Source organism: bacterium, from assembly GCA_028820935.1.
Classification (GTDB): Bacteria; Actinomycetota; Acidimicrobiia; order Spongiisociales; family Spongiisociaceae; genus Spongiisocius.
Window position 1 is genome coordinate 1 of sequence record JAPPHZ010000042.1, and the last position, 15,559, is coordinate 15,559.

General features: G+C 65.5%; 17 protein-coding genes. 2 read left to right on the top strand and 15 right to left on the bottom strand.

The genetic code is table 11. From position 1 onward, the window contains the following. The 15 genes from OXM57_11970 to OXM57_12040 all read right to left on the bottom strand — a co-directional run. The coding region (locus tag OXM57_11970) for an ATP-binding cassette domain-containing protein (GenBank protein ID MDE0353395.1) at positions 1-662 on the bottom strand (662 nt) is incomplete at its 3' end. Next, entirely contained in the window at positions 659-2,410 is a 1,752-nt protein-coding gene (locus OXM57_11975) for a CocE/NonD family hydrolase (protein MDE0353396.1), read from the bottom strand. The genes OXM57_11975 and OXM57_11970, both read right to left, overlap by 4 nt. A 30-nt stretch (positions 2,411-2,440) precedes the next feature. Continuing rightward, complete coding sequence (locus tag OXM57_11980; GenBank protein MDE0353397.1) at positions 2,441-3,322, bottom strand: ABC transporter permease subunit; 882 nt, start codon at positions 3,320-3,322, stop codon at positions 2,441-2,443. Continuing rightward, complete coding sequence (locus tag OXM57_11985) at positions 3,319-4,194, bottom strand: ABC transporter permease (protein ID MDE0353398.1); 876 nt, start codon at positions 4,192-4,194, stop codon at positions 3,319-3,321. The genes OXM57_11980 and OXM57_11985 overlap by 4 nt, the downstream gene beginning before the upstream one ends. Before the next feature lie 164 nt (positions 4,195-4,358). Beyond that, positions 4,359-5,603 (bottom strand): extracellular solute-binding protein, encoded by a 1,245-nt coding sequence (locus tag OXM57_11990; protein MDE0353399.1) that lies wholly within the window; start codon positions 5,601-5,603, stop codon positions 4,359-4,361. A 232-nt stretch (positions 5,604-5,835) separates the two neighbouring features. Continuing rightward, positions 5,836-6,375, bottom strand: a complete 540-nt coding sequence (locus OXM57_11995; GenBank protein ID MDE0353400.1) for a cyclophilin-like fold protein — start codon at positions 6,373-6,375, stop codon at positions 5,836-5,838. A 4-nt stretch (positions 6,376-6,379) separates the two neighbouring features. Then, positions 6,380-7,015: a hypothetical protein gene (locus OXM57_12000; protein MDE0353401.1), complete on the bottom strand. Its 636-nt coding sequence runs from the start codon at positions 7,013-7,015 to the stop codon at positions 6,380-6,382. Between the two features lies 1 nt (position 7,016). Continuing rightward, positions 7,017-7,283 (bottom strand): EutN/CcmL family microcompartment protein, encoded by a 267-nt coding sequence (locus OXM57_12005; GenBank protein MDE0353402.1) that lies wholly within the window; start codon positions 7,281-7,283, stop codon positions 7,017-7,019. 71 nt (positions 7,284-7,354) lie between these two features. Further along, a complete protein-coding gene (locus OXM57_12010) occupies positions 7,355-7,633 on the bottom strand; it encodes a BMC domain-containing protein (GenBank protein MDE0353403.1) in 279 nt (92 codons plus the stop codon). A 13-nt stretch (positions 7,634-7,646) separates the two neighbouring features. After that, positions 7,647-9,434 carry an aldehyde dehydrogenase family protein gene (locus OXM57_12015; protein ID MDE0353404.1) on the bottom strand — a complete coding sequence of 596 codons (1,788 nt, stop codon included), beginning with the start codon at positions 9,432-9,434 and terminating at the stop codon, positions 7,647-7,649. Between the two features lie 12 nt (positions 9,435-9,446). Then, complete coding sequence (locus OXM57_12020; GenBank protein MDE0353405.1) at positions 9,447-10,262, bottom strand: hypothetical protein; 816 nt, start codon at positions 10,260-10,262, stop codon at positions 9,447-9,449. 55 nt (positions 10,263-10,317) lie between these two features. Next, positions 10,318-11,376 carry a Gfo/Idh/MocA family oxidoreductase gene (locus tag OXM57_12025; protein ID MDE0353406.1) on the bottom strand — a complete coding sequence of 353 codons (1,059 nt, stop codon included), beginning with the start codon at positions 11,374-11,376 and terminating at the stop codon, positions 10,318-10,320. 20 nt (positions 11,377-11,396) lie between these two features. Further along, on the bottom strand, positions 11,397-11,864 hold the full coding sequence (locus tag OXM57_12030; protein MDE0353407.1) for a hypothetical protein: 468 nt from the start codon (positions 11,862-11,864) through the stop codon (positions 11,397-11,399). Between the two features lie 53 nt (positions 11,865-11,917). Next, positions 11,918-12,964: a hypothetical protein gene (locus OXM57_12035; GenBank protein ID MDE0353408.1), complete on the bottom strand. Its 1,047-nt coding sequence runs from the start codon at positions 12,962-12,964 to the stop codon at positions 11,918-11,920. Positions 12,965-13,144: 180 nt separating this feature from the next. Continuing rightward, the gene (locus OXM57_12040) at positions 13,145-13,585 is read right to left on the bottom strand and encodes a hypothetical protein (protein MDE0353409.1); all 441 of its coding nucleotides are present in this window, start codon (positions 13,583-13,585) and stop codon (positions 13,145-13,147) included. Between the two features lie 194 nt (positions 13,586-13,779). Between OXM57_12040 and OXM57_12045 the strand changes: the two genes are divergently transcribed. Together OXM57_12045 and OXM57_12050 are read left to right on the top strand one after the other, a co-directional pair. Then, positions 13,780-14,628, top strand: a complete 849-nt coding sequence (locus OXM57_12045) for an ABC transporter permease subunit (protein MDE0353410.1) — start codon at positions 13,780-13,782, stop codon at positions 14,626-14,628. 72 nt (positions 14,629-14,700) lie between these two features. Then, positions 14,701-15,495 (top strand): ABC transporter permease subunit, encoded by a 795-nt coding sequence (locus OXM57_12050; GenBank protein MDE0353411.1) that lies wholly within the window; start codon positions 14,701-14,703, stop codon positions 15,493-15,495. The last annotated feature ends 64 nt before the right edge of the window (positions 15,496-15,559 follow it).

The following is a 15,559-nucleotide window of genomic DNA, read 5'->3' on the forward strand; positions in this document are numbered from 1 at the left end:
ACCCGGCCCAGGTTCATGACCGCGATGCGGTCGGACATGGTGAGGGCTTCCTCCTGGTCGTGGGTGACGTACACGAAGGTGGTGCCCAGATCGTGCTGGATGGCCTTCAGCTCCAGCTGCATCTCGCGCCGCAGCTTCACGTCCAGGGCCCCGAGCGGTTCGTCGAGCAACAGGGCAGACGGCCGGTTGACCAGAGCCCGGGCCAGGGCCACCCGCTGCTGCTGGCCTCCGGAGAGCTGGAAAGGCTTGCGCTTCTGGAACCCGGGCAGCCGGACGATCTCGAGTATCTCGGCCACCCGCTGGACGCGCTCCTTCTTCTTCACGCCGGAGACCCGCAGCCCGAACATCACGTTGTCCTCCACGTTCATGTGGGGGAACAGGGCGTAGTGCTGGAAGACCATGTTGACGTTGCGCTTGCTGGGCAGGTCCCCGCTGACGTCCTTGTCCCGCAGCAGAACCCGGCCGGCGTCCGGTACCTCGAAGCCGGCGATCATCCGCAGGCTGGTGGTCTTGCCGCACCCGCTCGGTCCCAGCAACGAGAAGAACTCCCCTTCACGGATGACGACGTCGACGTCGTCGACCGCCACCACCTCGCCGAAGGTCTTGGTTATGCCCTCAAGGTGGATCCCGACCTCGGATGTCACAGAAGAGCTAGCCGTCATGATCCGTCTCCTTGGTGCAGGGTGAAGGTTACCGATGATTCCCGTCCCGGTTCGTGGCATATACCGTGCATGGCCGCTATCCCGTCCCACGTCGGGGTCATCGCGGGCAGATCTCCGGTCTGGGGGTTGATATCGAAGGCCGGGAAGGCCCCGCTGGTCACGTGGAGACGCAGCTGATCACCGGGGCGGAGCAGCGCGGCGGTGGACTGCATCTGTATCTCGACCTCCGCCACACCGTCCTCGTCCCGAGCCTCGGCGAGATCCTCGGCCGTCATCCGCCTGATCCCGTCGCTGATGTTGAGCGAAGTGCCGTCGTGGACCAGGCATAGCCGGGTTACGTAGTCGGCTGAGACCGCCTCCGTGGCCGTCCACAGCCGGGCGGTGACCGGGCCGGCGAGGGTGACCTCCTCGGTGAAGGGCTCCGTCGAGTAGACAAGGATCTCGGGCAGCCTCTCCAGGAAATGCTGGCTGCGCGGACCGGCAGGCATGGCGTTCTCGTCGCAGCAGGTATGCCCACCCGCCGCTGCCACCGGGATGCGGGGGACGAAGTGGTAGAGGTCAGCCGGTTCCGGCTCCCCGGGAGGCGCCTCGTCGAGACGGCCGTCGCCACCCACCGTGTTGGCGGTTCCATCCGAGCGCAGGTAGAGGGTGGTCTCCGTCCCCGGGGGCGGCCACGACGGGACATCGTGCCATCGGTTCTCGTACAGCACGAAGTAGCGGACCCGGTTCTCGCCCGTCTGCGGGGTCTCGCCGTCGAGATGCCGATGGAAGAAGTCGACCTGGACCTGGTCGAGGGGGACCGTCCCTCTGGCCTGCGGCCCCAGGATCAGGTCTCCGATGCACTCCCCACCCGGGAGGTGTCCCCACGGACCGAGGATTAGCCATTGCTCGGGACCGTCCGGCCGGGCCGCCAGTTCCCGGTAGGCGACCAGGGCGCCTTCCAGGAACGTGTCGAACCATGCGCCTATGTGCAACACGGCACAGTTCACCGAGTCCATCCGGTGAAGGGCGCTCCGTTCCTTCCAGAAGGCGTCGTTGGTGGGGTGTTCCAGCCACTCCCGGTAGAACTCGGCGTGCTCCAGCGGCTCGAGGTCGGCCGGCGCCGCCGAGCCCAGCCAGGCAGCGGCCTGCGATGGTACGGCCCGGATGGCCCTGCCACGCGCCGTCAACCCGGGATCGCCCCGCCTCCTACCGGCTTCCATCATCAGGGCAGCCGTCCAATGGGGAACGAACAGGCGCAGCGCTCCCCCTTCGTACGTCCAGTGGCTGTAGAGGTCGGCGGCGGCCACCGTGGGAGAGATCGCTCCGAGGCTCGGGGGGCTCTCCACGGCCGCCAGATACTGCACCATTCCGGGATAGCTGGCCCCGTACATGCCGACCCGCCCGTTGGAGCCCTCGAGGCCGGCCGCCCACTCCACCGTGTCGTAGCCGTCCTCCAACTCGTTCAGGTAGGGCACGAACTCTCCGTCCGACCCGAACCTGCCCCGGACGTCCTGGACCACCACCACGAAGCCATGCCGCACGTACCAGCCCGGATGCAGGTAGTGGCCGTCGTGCACGAAATCCTTGCCGTAGGGGGTGCGGTGCAACAGGACCGGCCAGGGTCCGTCGCCGAGCGGTCGGTAGATATCGCTCCGCAGGGTGACTCCGTCCCTGGTCTGCATCTCGACGTTGCGTTCGAGATCAACGCCTGCCCAGGTGTGGGTCCGCCGCGAGTAGGGCTGCCGCAACGACGCCTTATCCGGCATCACACCTCCGGTCCTCTCCTGCCTCTCATCTCACTCCGTATCGGCGTCGGCCACGCCGAGCAGGCCGGCGGTCTGGCTCAGCACCTGGTACCGGCGCTCGAAGACCCGGCGCATGATTTCGGCGCCCACCACCACCAGCAGCGAGAGCGTCACGACGACCACCGAGATGGCGATGATCTGCGGTACTCGCACGGGGACCTGCAGCTCGGCCAGGACGAAGATCGGGAACGTGGTGACCGGACCGCTCACGAACACCGCCACCGCGTATTCGTTGAAGGAGATGATGAAGGAGATCACGTAGGCAGCCGCCAGGGCCGGCGCTATGAGCGGCAGGATGATGGTCCGGAAGGTCCGCCACCCGCTGGCGCCCAGGTCCTGGGCAGCCTCCTCGAGGTGGGCGTCGATACGCTGCAGTCGGGGTATCAGGATCAGGACGATCAGCGGCATCAGGACGACAACGTGGCCGATAGCCACTGCCGGCAACGACAGGGGGAACTCCAGAAAACCGTCCGTCAGGATATCGACGCTTCGGAAGGTGATCAGCAACGCCACGCCGAACACCAGATGGGGCACCACCAGCGGACTCAGCACGAGGGCCATGATCGGCGTCTTGGCCTTGAACTTGCGCCGGGCCAGGGGAATGGCCATCAGCAGGCCCACCACGATGGAGGCGGTGCTCGACATCAGGGCGATCGTGGCGCTGGTACGGATCGAGAGCAGGAGGCCGCGGTTGGTGAAGGCCGTCTCGTACCAGTTGAGACTGAACCCGACGAAGGGGAACGCGACGACGCTGCCCTCGTTGAACGAGAAGATGTAGAGCAAGGTGACGGGGGCGTACAGGAAGATGATCTCGAAGACGAATATCCCGATCAGGACCCACTTGGCCCACCTGGAGGTGGCGATGTCGATCATGATTCGGCCAACCTCCCGAAGCGCACCAGGCGCATGAACAGCAGCGCAAGGACGAACACCGCCATCACCAGCCACAACGAGAGCACGGATCCGGTCCTCCAGTCGAGACCCATACCGAACAGGTCGTCGATGGCGCTCCCGAACATGTAACCCCTGGTCCCACCCACCAGCTTGGGCACCACGAACTCCCCGATGGTCGGGATGAAGACGAAGAAGAACGAGGCCACCACTCCCGGGAGGCTGAGCGGGAATGTCACCTTCCAGAACGCCCGCCAGCGGCTTGCTCCCAGATCGGCGGCAGCCTCCAGCAGCCGGCGGTCCATGCTGATCATCGCCGCGAACATCGGCAGCATGACGAACGGGATCCACACGTATCCCAGCACGATCATGACCGGAATCTCCCCGAAGGCGAGACCCTCGATAGGATTCCCCTCCGCTCTCAGACCCGACCAGACGAGGAAGGAGTTGAGCACCCCCTGCCTGCCTAGCAGCACCTTCCAGGCCATCACCCGCATGAAGAAGTTGGTCATAAAGGGGGCGATCATCAGGAGCAACAGCGAGTACTTGTACTTGTCGGCGATCATCGCCAGGAAGTAGGCGATCGGGTAGGCCAGGATCACCACCACCACCGCCACGATCAGCGCCATCCGGAACGACTTGATGAACAGCAGCATGTAGACGTTCTCGCCGGTGAGGAAGATCCGCCAAGTTTCTAGGCTGACCCCCTCCTCCTTGGTGAAGGTCTCCAGAATCCCGACGCTGTAGGCGACGACCAGCGACACCGGGATCACGAAGAACAGCAGCAGCCAACCGAGCGGCAGCGCCAGCAGTGAACGGGTCACCCGGTCGCGGCGGCGCGCCAGGCTGGCCACGCGACCCCCCTTCTCAGAAGTGTCGTTCTCTGAAACCATGGCGCTCAAGGGTAGGGGTCGGCAGGTCTCACGGCCCGCCGGCCCGAGAGGATGCCGGACAGCGACAGGTTCTCACCGGCCACCGGCAACCCGGCACCCTCCTGGATCGTTGATTCGATTTGGGATCAGACTCCGGCCGCGGCCTTGACCTCGATCCACGCGTCGTTCAGCCTGTCGATGTTCTGCATCTTGTCGAGCAGCGACACCCCGTCCAGTGCGGCGGGGTCACCCAGTCCCATCACGTCCACCAGCAACGGATTGTCGACGGCGGTCGCCTTCAGGTTGGAGTTCCCGAAGTTGAACTTGTTCGAGATGGTCAGGGCCGCCTCGACGCTGACCGCCGCGTTGACCCACTCGTGGGCGTGGTAGTACTGATCGGCATCGGCCATCAGGAAGTAACCGCACGAGAACCCGATGAAGCCCTCGTCCGGGGTGATGAAGGCGATATCGACGCCCTGCTTGGTCAGTTCGATCCACTGGGTGGGCGCGACGTAGGACGCCACGATGTTGCCCGTGGCCAGGTCGGTCTGGTTGGTGGCCAGATCGCTGTACAGGGCAGCCGGCACGATCCTGATCTTCCGCTTCATGAACTCGACCAGACGGTCCAGTTCTTCCTCGGTCGGATCGAGGGGGTTGGCCACGTTGTTCTCGGGCAGCTTCCCGGCCACCACGAACCACTCGGCCGAGTCCGTCCAGGTGACCTTCCCCGCCAGGTCCTCATCGAAGAGGATGGAGTAGGAGTTCTCCTTGGGCGTGTACAGGTCGGCCCGGTAGATCGGGATCGCGAGCCCGTACAGCAACGGAATGGCGTACTGGTTGCCGTCGCGGGAGGTAGCCGCCGTCAGGTTGGGGTTCAGATCCGCGAAGTTGGGGATCAGACTCGTATCCCACGGCTGCACCAGACCCTCGCTCACCGCGGTGTCGAACACCGCGAAGCACGGGTTCCAGATGTCCGGCTCGATGGCGCCCAACTGCAACTCGCCGAGGGAAGCGAAGCTTCCGGCGGTGGCGGCGAACTGCGGATGCGGGAACCTTCCCAGGTAGCCGGGCCACTGGGTGGGAACTTCCCGCCCAGGTGGGGCGTAGATGAGAAGGTCGGCGCCGTTCTCCGCCGCCAAACCCGCCTCGCGCATGCCCATGGTTGTGGTGGGGGCCTCTCCCTCAACCTCGACCTCGACGATCTTCTCCTCGATGACCGTTTCGGTGACGACCCTCTCCTCGATGACGGTCTCGGTCACCACCACCGTCTCGGGCGGAGCATCCTCGCCGCAAGCGGCCAGAGCGGCCGGCATGGCGCCCGCGACGAGCGCCCCTTTGCCCGCTAGCTTGACGAAATCCCTCCTGCTAATCGGATCGCGGCCATCAGACATGGGCACCCCTCCTCCGGGTCGCTTGATCGATTATCGCCCGGGGGGGATGCACGCGCAACTGGTTTGCCGGTCTGATTGCGGAACGGGCCAGACCGCCGGTTCAACCACCTGCTTCACACTTGCGGTGATCTGAGGTCAGAGCGATACGCGGCCCTAGTTTTACACTGATTCAGAGGGTTTGCATTAACCTGTCGAAGTCAGATAGATCGCGCAAGCCGTTTCCGGTGTGTTACTAGCCGGCCCGTTCGATGCGGAGCTCGACTCCCTGGTTCTTCCAGACGTGGTCGCCGGCCCGGCGGAAGGCTCCCATGTCATCGGTTGCCACCCGGGCGAAGATGTTGGTGAGACCCACCCCTCCCGTGTCGCTGTAGAACATGGCGATGATCATGCGGTCGGGCCAGTAGGCGATGTTGCCCGCCTTCTGTGCCTTGGACTGGTTCTCGGGACCCAGGTAGGTCCGGATCGGGAACATCAACTCATCGCCGGCCAGGCGAGCATGGTTGACGGTGCCGGAGAGGGGGAGCAGGTCACGGATGGCAGAGGCGGTCACCGGCGCTTCGTCGAGGAGGAGCGTGGCCCGGATCTCCTCGCCGGCCACCTTGATCACTATGTCCGCGTCGCGGTCAGCTGGTCCTTCGATGATGCGGATCCCGGCTAGGCCGGCTTCGTCTCGGGCCGCAGCGGTGATCACGGTGGGCGGTTCCACCACCAACTCGGTCTTGCCTCGGCGGGCGACGGCCCTGATGTCCTCGGTGGTCAATACCCGGCGCATCGGATCATCCTTCTCCAAGAGCCTCGAGCGCTACGCGGTGTCCGATCTCCACCTCCGCTTCGCTGCCCGCGAGGATAAGCCGCCCGGTGGCGCCATGCAGTCTCACCAGCACCATGCGGAGCGAGGTTTGTTTCTCCACCTCGTTGGCCGCCAGCGCCACGTACGCGGCCGGCTCGGTCTCCACGACCAGCATGGCGTCGCCTTCCCGGAGCCGGTCGCGGATGCCCATCCGGTTCACCAGCCCGGCCTCCGCCCCGGTCACGTTGTTGATGACCCGCGTGGTCACCAGGGAGGGCGCGATACCGGGCGCCGAGGAACTGCCGATCATCCCCAACATGATCGTTCCCGCCTGGCGGACCGCGTCAGGATTGGCCGAATGGAGTTCGAGCGTCCCGTACCTCCGCTCGGCGACCAGCATCGAGGAGGAGTTCTCGGTGTTCTTGAGCGCGGCGTTGGCCAGCGAGAACACCAGGGTGGCAGGCGCCACCTCCACGTACAGCTGCGACATCCCCTCCAATGCCGTGCCATCCGGGTCGTCCCTTCCTACATAGGCCGCCCAGGCAGGCTGCATCTTGTCGACATACACGTAGGCGCGCAGGGAGTTGCCACCCCCGCCACCTGATTGCCCCGGACTCGTCACCTCATCCTCCCGGGTCGTGGCTTGCTTCGTCGACGATGCCGACGATTGTCGCGTCGGTCGGCGCCGACGCGGTGGATTCCGGGATCCTCGCCGCGGTTCCCTGAGCAACCAGCACCAGATCTCCCGACCCGGCGCCCACGGCGTCCATCGCCACGAACGACGAGGCGGGGTCGCCGCCCTCCGGCCGCACCACCAGCAGCTTGGCTCCTCCCATCCCGCCGGCCCGCACCGTCACGACGGTGCTTCCCGTAACACGGCACAACAACATCTAGGTACCCTCGCTTTCGCTCCGCCTGCGATTCCCGGCTGTCCCGCCTATCGGTAGGACAGGCGCGGGGATCAGCCGTCGAGCAGAGCGCTCACCTTCCCCAAGTCCTCATGGGGCTTGGGAATCAGGTGGGCTGCGACGAGTTCCCCGACCTTCTTGGCCGCGGAGGCGCCTACGTCCACCGCCGACTTCACCGCACCGACCTCGCCCTGCACCATGACCGTGACGTACCCGCCCCCGATCACGTCGCGCCCGACGACCTCGACACGAGCTGCCTTGGCCATCGCGTCGGTCGCTTCGATGGCGCCGACCAACCCACGGGTCTCGATCAACCCTAGAGCACCTTCCATGATCCGAACCTCCTCAGTTGCCTTCGTACCAATCGTTGAATCCGCGCCCGATATTGACGTGCACGTTCTTGGTCTCCAAATACTCGTGGAGCGACTCCAGACCCAAATCGTGGCCGGTGCCACTCTCCTTGTAGCCGCCGAAGGGCGCCTCGCTCGGATACACGCCGAAGTGGTTTACCCAGATCGAGCCCGCTTCCAAGTCCCGTGCCACTCTATGCGCCTTGCCTACATCGGTGGTCCATATCCCGGCGGCTAATCCATAGCGGACGTCGTTGGCCAGCCGGACCGCCTCCTCCTCGCCGCTGAACGGCATCACCACCGCCACCGGGCCGAATATCTCCTCCTGCGCGATCCTGAACCCGGGCTCGACGTTGACGAAGCAGGTCGGCCTGATGAAGTTACCCCGGGCGAGCGAGGGGTCGTCAGGCGGGGCGCCGCCCCCTAGGACCGTCGCTCCCTCCGCCCTGCCGATGTCCACGTACTCGTAGACCCGCTCCAGCTGCCGTTCGTTCACCAGCGGACCCAACTGCGTCTCCCACCGCCACGGCAGCCCGATCCGGATGGATGCCGCCCTGGCCGCGAAGCGTTCCACGAACTCGTCGTAGACCGTCCGCTCCACGAGAATCCTGGATCCGGCGGAGCAGACCTGGCCCTGCGCCAGGTAGATACCGAACAGGGCGCCGCTCACCGCCCGGTCCAGGTCGGCGTCGGCGAACACGATCGACGGCGACTTCCCTCCCAGTTCCAGGGAGACCCGTTTGATCGTCCCGGCCGATCCCCGCATCACCGAGCGGCCCACGACGGTCGAGCCCGTGAAGGCGATCTTGTCGACCCCCCGGTGCTCGACCAAGGCCTGGCCGGCGACCTCTCCGGCGCCCGGGACCACGTTGAACACGCCGGGCGGGAGACCGGCCTCCAGGCAGATGCGGCCCAACTCCAGGCACGACAACGGGGCGAGTTCCGGAGGCTTCAACACCACGGTGTTCCCGGCCGCCAGCGCCGCGGCCGCCTTCCGGCAGGCGATGTGGAGAGGGAAGTTCCACGGGATGATCATCCCCACCACCCCCATCGGCTCCTTGCGCACGTAGTCCAGGGAGTCCTGCGGGAGCGCCAGCACCCTACCGTCGATGGCTCGTACCAGGCCCTGGAAGAACCGGAAGGGATCCCAGGATGCCGGAAGGTCGATCAGGGTGGTCTCCCTGATGGGCCGCCCCACGTCCTGGCTTTCCACCTTGGCCAGGAACTCGTGCTCCTGCTCGATACGCTCGGCAACCCTGAGCAGGAGATCGGCGCGCTCGGCCGGATCGAGGACGCGCCACTCGCGGTAGGCCCGCCTGGCGGCCCGGACCGCCAGGTCGACGTCATCGGTGGCGGCGGAAGCCACCTCCACGATGGTCTCGTTGGTCGCCGGGTCGACGGAACGGTTGGTGGCCCCTCCGGTTGCGTCCCGGAACTCGCCGTCGATCAGGAGCTTCGGGTGCATGCGGGCGGGGTCCGGCAGTCCCTCGAAGCGGGGTCCGGCGCTCGTGGTCGCCGTCGGCGACGCCGGCGCCGCGTCTCCAGCCGTGACCGCCGGAGCGCGGACCGGAGGCTGAGCCGGAGGAGGCGGGGCGGGACGAGGTCCGTCTGCCGCAGGAGGCCGGGGAGCGGCCAAGCTGGAGCCCTCTACCAACCGCACCCCCAGCCGGTGCGCCTCGTCGAGGGCGGCGTCGGTCAGGACCGTCCCCTCGCGCATCATCAACTCGAACTCGCCCACCCCGGCCAGTTCGCGGATGTCCTCGGTGGTCACGAAGCGCCTCATGGCAGCCCGGCCTCAGACCAGCTCATCGACTATCCCTCGCGCTTCGGACAGGGTCAGAATCCGGTACGGATCCTGGAGAACCCGCTCGCGGAAGTCCGCCACCGTCCAAGGATCACCCCCGTACTCCCGGTCCTGGTCGGTCAGCTCCTTGGGTTGGAGTAGGGCATCGGGAGTGTGGATGCATGCCACCTCCTGGGAGGTCATCCCGTCCGGCGCCAGCCCGATCCACATCAGTCCCAGGTCGGGGCGGGCCAGGAAGAAGGGGGGAACTCCGAGATCGAAGCCGCGCGTTGCCAGGCTGTCGATCAGGAGCGGAGCCAGGTCGTGGGGATGCAGGTCGGTGTGGAGATAGGTATGGAAGTGCTCGGTCTCGTCATCGGCGTACCATCCCAAGACCTGCTGCCAATGGTCGGACGCGATGTAGGAGAGGATGCCCTCCCGATCCGCATCGGTGGCCCTTCTCGGACCCACATCGGCCAGGTAGCTGCGCTCCCCCTCGTCGGTCCAGACGTCCAGGAAGTCCTCGTGGTGGTCGGCAATCACCGACGAGTCGTCGTATCGCCATACCACGTTGAGCACCGGCCTGGTCTCCGGGTAGATCTTGATCCAGCCCCATTCGCCTACGAACGCGTGGCCCACGTTGCGAACCCTGCGGCCGATCCGGTCCAGATACTCCACGAAGAGGAACTCGAGCGAGAGCGGATGGACCACGGTGGTCACCTTGGCCTCGAAGAAGCTCACTCCAGGATCGTCCAGCAGGGCCTGGGCGTCCGCCCAGACGTCCGACCGGAAGAAGTCGAGGAGCCCGTCCCGCAGCGTCGTAGGCATCCGGCCGGCCTGTTCTAGCCCGGCCGGTCCGGTACTGGGTGACCTCGCGGAACGGTCACAGGTGGATGACTTGCTGCGTCTCGGCCGACTCGTAGGCGGCGAACACCACCTCCATCGTCTTGGCGTTGTCGGACGCCACGGTGACCGGTGGGATGCCGTTGTCCAGGTAGTCGAGAAATGCCATATAGCACCCCACGGTGCCCTCCCGGAGTTCGTCGGCCGGCCAGGGCGCCGAGTACCCGACGGTGTGCCCGCCCGGGGGCTTGGTGTCCGTGGGGGGATAGTGCCAGCCCTCCAGGCCCGCCTTGTCGGTGTACAGCTTGTAGGGGTGGTCAGGCTGGTTGATGAAGATCGAGCCGATGGTGCCGTCAATGCGCATACGCATCACGTACTGGTCGCCGCGGGCCGACACCCAGCACTCATCGATGCGGGCGATCACCCCGTTGTCGAACTCCATCGTGATCATGGCGAAGTTCTCGCCGGCCAGCTGCTGGGTTGCGATCTGGCGGGTCATGGCGTGCACCCTCACCACGTCGGCGTCGACCAGATGCCGGATCACGTCGATGTAGTGGACGTCCTGCTCGTACATGAGAAAGCGTTCCTGGTCGCGCCGGTAGGTGGGGTCGATGTCGTTGATGAACTCCTCGACCCGCACGTGGAAGAGGTCGCCGATCAGCCCGGCGTCGATCCGCTGCTTGGCATCGACCAGGTCGGGGTACCACCAGAAGTTCTCGGCGATCATGAACTTGATCCCGCTGTCCTCCACCACCTGGACCAGCTCCGCCACCTCCTCCGGTGAGGCGGCCATCGGCTTCTCGCATATGACATGAACGCCGGCCGCGGCGGCCGCCTTGGTGACCGCCAGGTGGAGGAAGGGCGGCACGCAGACGGAGACGATGTCCAGGTCGGCCTGCTCGATCATTTCCTCGAAGGGGCCGTAGACCTCGGGGATCCCGTACTCGTCCGCCCTGAGCTGGGCCAGGTCCATGTCCAGGTCGGCGATCGCCACCGTCTCAACGCCCTCGACGCGTTGCTGGACGGGCAGGTGGTAGACCGAGGCGGCGAAACCCGCCCCCACGCATCCGACCCTGTAGTTACCGTCGCGTTCGGCCACCTGCTCCTCCTCGATTCCCGCTAGTCGGTCATTTCCTCGTACTTGCTGCTTATGTCATCCCACGGGACCAGAGTGTCGGCCCACCAATGGAGGCGGCCCAGGTAGACGCTCAGCTCGTGGGTGTAGGCCAGGTACTCCTCGCGTGTCTCCATGTGGTCCAGCGCGTCCAGAGAGCCCCGCACCAGCGCCACGCTGTCGTCGAGCCCGTACCAGTTGTGGAGAATGCCCAATTGCGCATCGCAGAACATCCGCACCACCTGCTTGAGCGTCTCCAGGTCGAGCGACTCGTCCCGGCCGGCGTTGCGTAGCACGGCCATGTCGTCGGCGAAGGCCCTCGTGTTCTCCTCGGCGCAGATGATCATCGGCCATCCGTACCCCTTGGTCCCCCGCCGGGTCGTGAGCCTCCTGACCTCCTCCGGCATCTCGTACCAGATGGCGTTGGTGGCGCGGTTCAGCACTTCAACGGTGTTGGCAACCCTGTAGTCCATGAGTCATCCCATCCTATCGGTCTCCGCCGCGGCGGTGCCAGCCCCCGATTTGGTCAGGCTGCCTTCATGGCGAGGGTGAGAGCACGTGCCGGGTTGTCGATGACGGCTCCGTAGACGGTGTCGATCGGCATGCCCCGCTCCCTGAGCGACGGGAGGATGACGTTCATGATGTGGTCCCAGCCCGGGCCGCCGAAGCTGGACAGGCGGGCCTTCAGGCCGATGTCGTGCGCGAAGAGGAGCTTGTCGGCCAGACCGTCCTCCACCATCCACTCGACCGTGGACATCCGGTCCTCGTCGGATACGTATACCCCGTCGGTCGGGCAAGGATGGCCCCAGTCGTCCAACTCCAGGAAGGTGTCGAAGGCGGCGATCTCCTCCAGATAGGGCCGGTCGTCGGTGCACAGGTCCAGGTGGCCGGCGATGACCCGGCTGGGATGCACGCCGTGGCCCTCGATCAGGAACTCGAGAATGGACGGCATCAGGCGCTGCTCGTGGAGCGCATGGATCTGGATGGCCGCACCGGTGGCGTGGTGGGTGATGGCGGCGGCCTCCAGGACCTTCCATTCGTTGGGCGTCACCGGGTCGGAGGTGCCGATCTCCCCGATGATCCCGCAGCGGATGTCGGTCCCGTCGGCGCCGGTGGTGATGTCACCGATCATTCCCTCTGCCAACTCCTCGGCGGTCATCGAGTCCACGTACCAGGGATGGGCATGGTCGACGTAGTACCCGGTGCCCGAGATGATGTTGATCCCGACATCGTCGGCGACCTTCTTCAATCCCCACACGTCCCTGCCGAGACCGAGGTTCGACGAGTCGACCACGCTCTGGCCCAGGGCCATCTTGAACCGCCTGATCTCCTGCGCGGTGAGCCTCCAGTCGGTGTTGATCAGGTTGTCGCGGCTGCGGTACGGAAACTCCCGGAGCAGCGCGGCGTTATGGGGCGTGACGGGGACGTACGAATCGGAACCCAAGCCCCGATGTGACCCTTCCAGGAACCACATCAGGCAGGTGAACAGCAGATGCTCGTGCATCATGGTCACGCCGAGTTGGTGAGGCTCGATGGGACCGTTGACCGTGATGATCTTGCCTGGGTCTCTCATGGTTTCTCCGTCGGCTCGTCCCGTGACACTCGGAAGGGTACCGAAAAATGTCCGGGTGGCCCGATATTCGGCTACAAACCCCACGTAATGCCAGCGCGGGCCAACCTAAACCCGTCTTTGAGCACCCTCCAGGACGGGCCCGGAGCGAGAGGTGTTACCGCTCGGAGTGGCGGGCCGGCATTAGAACAGGCCGGATACCTTGACGCGGACGCCCTCCGCGTCGGACTCGACAATGACAGTTATGTTCTCCACCCCGGGGTTGAACACCCAGATGGCCCGGTCGACACCGGCCTCAGTCCTTACGTCGAGAGGCGGTTCGAGGGCATCCGTGAAGAAGTCGATGAGCTCGTCGAAACCTGCGGTCACCTCGAAGAAGACGTCGGTGCCCGCCCCTGTGGGTTCCCAATAGGCGGAGGTCACGCCGGGAGGGACCAGCTCGGGCGGGAGTCTCTCCGGGAGTCCTTCGGTGGGCGCGGCCACGGTCGTCGGCGGCAGCGTGGTCATGGACGCCGGCCGGGTGGTGGTGGGAGCGGAGGTCGTGGCGGTGGTGGTCGGGCCGGCGTCACCGCCGCACGCGGTGAAGAGTAGAAGGGCGATCGCCGGAACTACATGGCGTTTCATCAACCCTCCCGGTGATCCGAAAACGATCAGTCTGTCGCCGATCCTAGCCCCCGATCGATGGGGCGGTCGGTGGTGACAGGTGACGGATCGCGCGGCAGTGGGTAGCATCCGCGGCGCGTCTGTAGAGGAACCGGATGGCCAGAAGTAGTCGTCGGCGAGGTGTCTCGCCCCCGGCGCGAACTCCGAAGCAGTCGTTGCTGGTCGCACAGGCCGCCTTCGTCCCGGTGATCCTGGCGATCGTCTGGTACTTGGTCACCAGGGAGACCCAGCTGGACCCTATGAGCCTGCCCTCGTCGTTACGCCTGTTCTTTACGACCGACAGTTCGGGCCTTACCCGCATCGACCCGGTGTACCTGCCCCCGCCCGAAGCGGTCTACAACAGCGCGATCGAACTCTCCGACATTCTCCCCGGCGCCCTCTGGATCTCGATGCGGATCGTGCTGCTAGGCCTCGCCATCGGGGGTGCAGCCGGCATCGCCACCGGCCTCATCCTCGGCTATAGCCCGACGATCCGGCGGTACTTCGAGGCCACGCTCGACAACCTGGTGCGCCCGGTCCCGTTCATCGCGTTCATCTACTTGTTCATCCTCTGGTTCAGGGTCGAGGCGGTCCGGCTCGTCGTGCTGGTGGCCATCGGGATATTCCTGCTTCTGAGCCTGACGACTCTCGAGGCGGTACGGAACGTCCCTCAGATCTACGTCAAGGCGGCCCTGACCGCCGGGGCGGAACGGTTCCGCATCTACCGAACCGTTGTCGTACCGGCCATCACGCCGCACCTGATCGCTTCCGTGCGGTTGGGAGCCGCCTACGCCTGGGGGCTGCTCGTCGCAGCCGAGCTGGCCGGTAGCCAGCAGGGTCTGGGCTACATCCTGATCAGCCGGGTCAACTTCTACCTGGACACGGCTTCAGCGGTGCTCATCGTGCTCATCTTCTGCTCGCTGGCGGTGGTCTTCGACCAATCGGTGCGGTACGCCGCCGGTCGACTGACCAGGTGGAGCCCTCGGGCGAGGAGAGGAATGGTCGGCCACATGTTGGGGAATTGACGCGAGATGCGGCGACTTGGCCTCCTACGGTCCAGAACGGAGAGGAGAGACGTTCAACTCCAGATCCAACCGGTGACCGCCGGACCGGCGCGCCGGCTGGCCGAGGCGTCGGTGGTGCCGCTCGTCTTGGTAGCGGTCTGGTATGCGCTGACTCGGAACATCCTCGATTCCGGCATATACCCCGGCCCGGACAAGGTGATCGCCTCCCTGGTGGAGATCATCGATCTCATCCCCTCTGCTACCTGGGTGTCGCTGCGCATGGTGTTGCTGGGAATGGCGGTGGGTAGCGTCGCCGGGTTGGCCACGGGCATCGTCTTCGGTTACAGCGCGTTCATCCGTCGGTTCTTCGAGGCAACCCTCGACAACCTGGTCCGTCCCGTTCCGTTGTTCGCGCTGATCCCGTTCTTCATCCTCTGGTTCGGAGTCGGGTACGCGCCCCAGGTGTCTCTGGTCGCGCTGGCCATGTTCCTCCTGTGGACGCTTGTCACCTTGGAGGCCATACGCAACGTCCCGCACATCTATATGCAGGCCGCCCTTACCACGGGAGCGAGCCGCTTTCACATCTACCGGACGGTGGTCGTGCCGGCCATCATCCCGCACCTGGTGGGCTCTCTCCGCCTGGCCGCAGCCTCTGCCTGGGGCCTCGATGCGGCCGTGGAACTCATAGGCGGTTCCCGGACCGGACTGGGCTTCATCCTGCTGGTCCGTAACCAGTATCTCGATCCGGCCGGAATGATGATGATCGTGTTCATCTTCTGCACGATGGCGATCATCTTCGACCAGACGGTTCGCCTTATTTCGGCGAGAATAATTCGCTGGAGCCCACGCAGCGACCGCGGCCTCGTAGGTAGCATGCTCGGTAACTAAGTGGGAAGTAGGCTGCCGGCGCGGCCTAATGCGGCCTAATTGATGCACCGGCAGGAGAGTACGC

Bases quoted from the DNA above. Each gene is read 5' to 3' on its own strand.
- OXM57_11975 (MDE0353396.1), bottom strand. From the start codon at position 2,410: ATGCCGGATAAGGCGTCGTTGCGGCAGCCCTACTCGCGGCGGACCCAC.
- OXM57_11980 (MDE0353397.1), bottom strand. From the start codon at position 3,322: ATGATCGACATCGCCACCTCCAGGTGGGCCAAGTGGGTCCTGATCGGG.
- OXM57_11990 (MDE0353399.1), bottom strand. From the start codon at position 5,603: ATGTCTGATGGCCGCGATCCGATTAGCAGGAGGGATTTCGTCAAGCTA.
- OXM57_11995 (MDE0353400.1), bottom strand. From the start codon at position 6,375: ATGCGCCGGGTATTGACCACCGAGGACATCAGGGCCGTCGCCCGCCGA.
- OXM57_12005 (MDE0353402.1), bottom strand. From the start codon at position 7,283: ATGTTGTTGTGCCGTGTTACGGGAAGCACCGTCGTGACGGTGCGGGCC.
- OXM57_12010 (MDE0353403.1), bottom strand. From the start codon at position 7,633: ATGGAAGGTGCTCTAGGGTTGATCGAGACCCGTGGGTTGGTCGGCGCC.
- OXM57_12015 (MDE0353404.1), bottom strand. From the start codon at position 9,434: ATGAGGCGCTTCGTGACCACCGAGGACATCCGCGAACTGGCCGGGGTG.
- OXM57_12020 (MDE0353405.1), bottom strand. From the start codon at position 10,262: ATGCCTACGACGCTGCGGGACGGGCTCCTCGACTTCTTCCGGTCGGAC.
- OXM57_12030 (MDE0353407.1), bottom strand. From the start codon at position 11,864: ATGGACTACAGGGTTGCCAACACCGTTGAAGTGCTGAACCGCGCCACC.
- OXM57_12035 (MDE0353408.1), bottom strand. From the start codon at position 12,964: ATGAGAGACCCAGGCAAGATCATCACGGTCAACGGTCCCATCGAGCCT.
- OXM57_12040 (MDE0353409.1), bottom strand. From the start codon at position 13,585: ATGAAACGCCATGTAGTTCCGGCGATCGCCCTTCTACTCTTCACCGCG.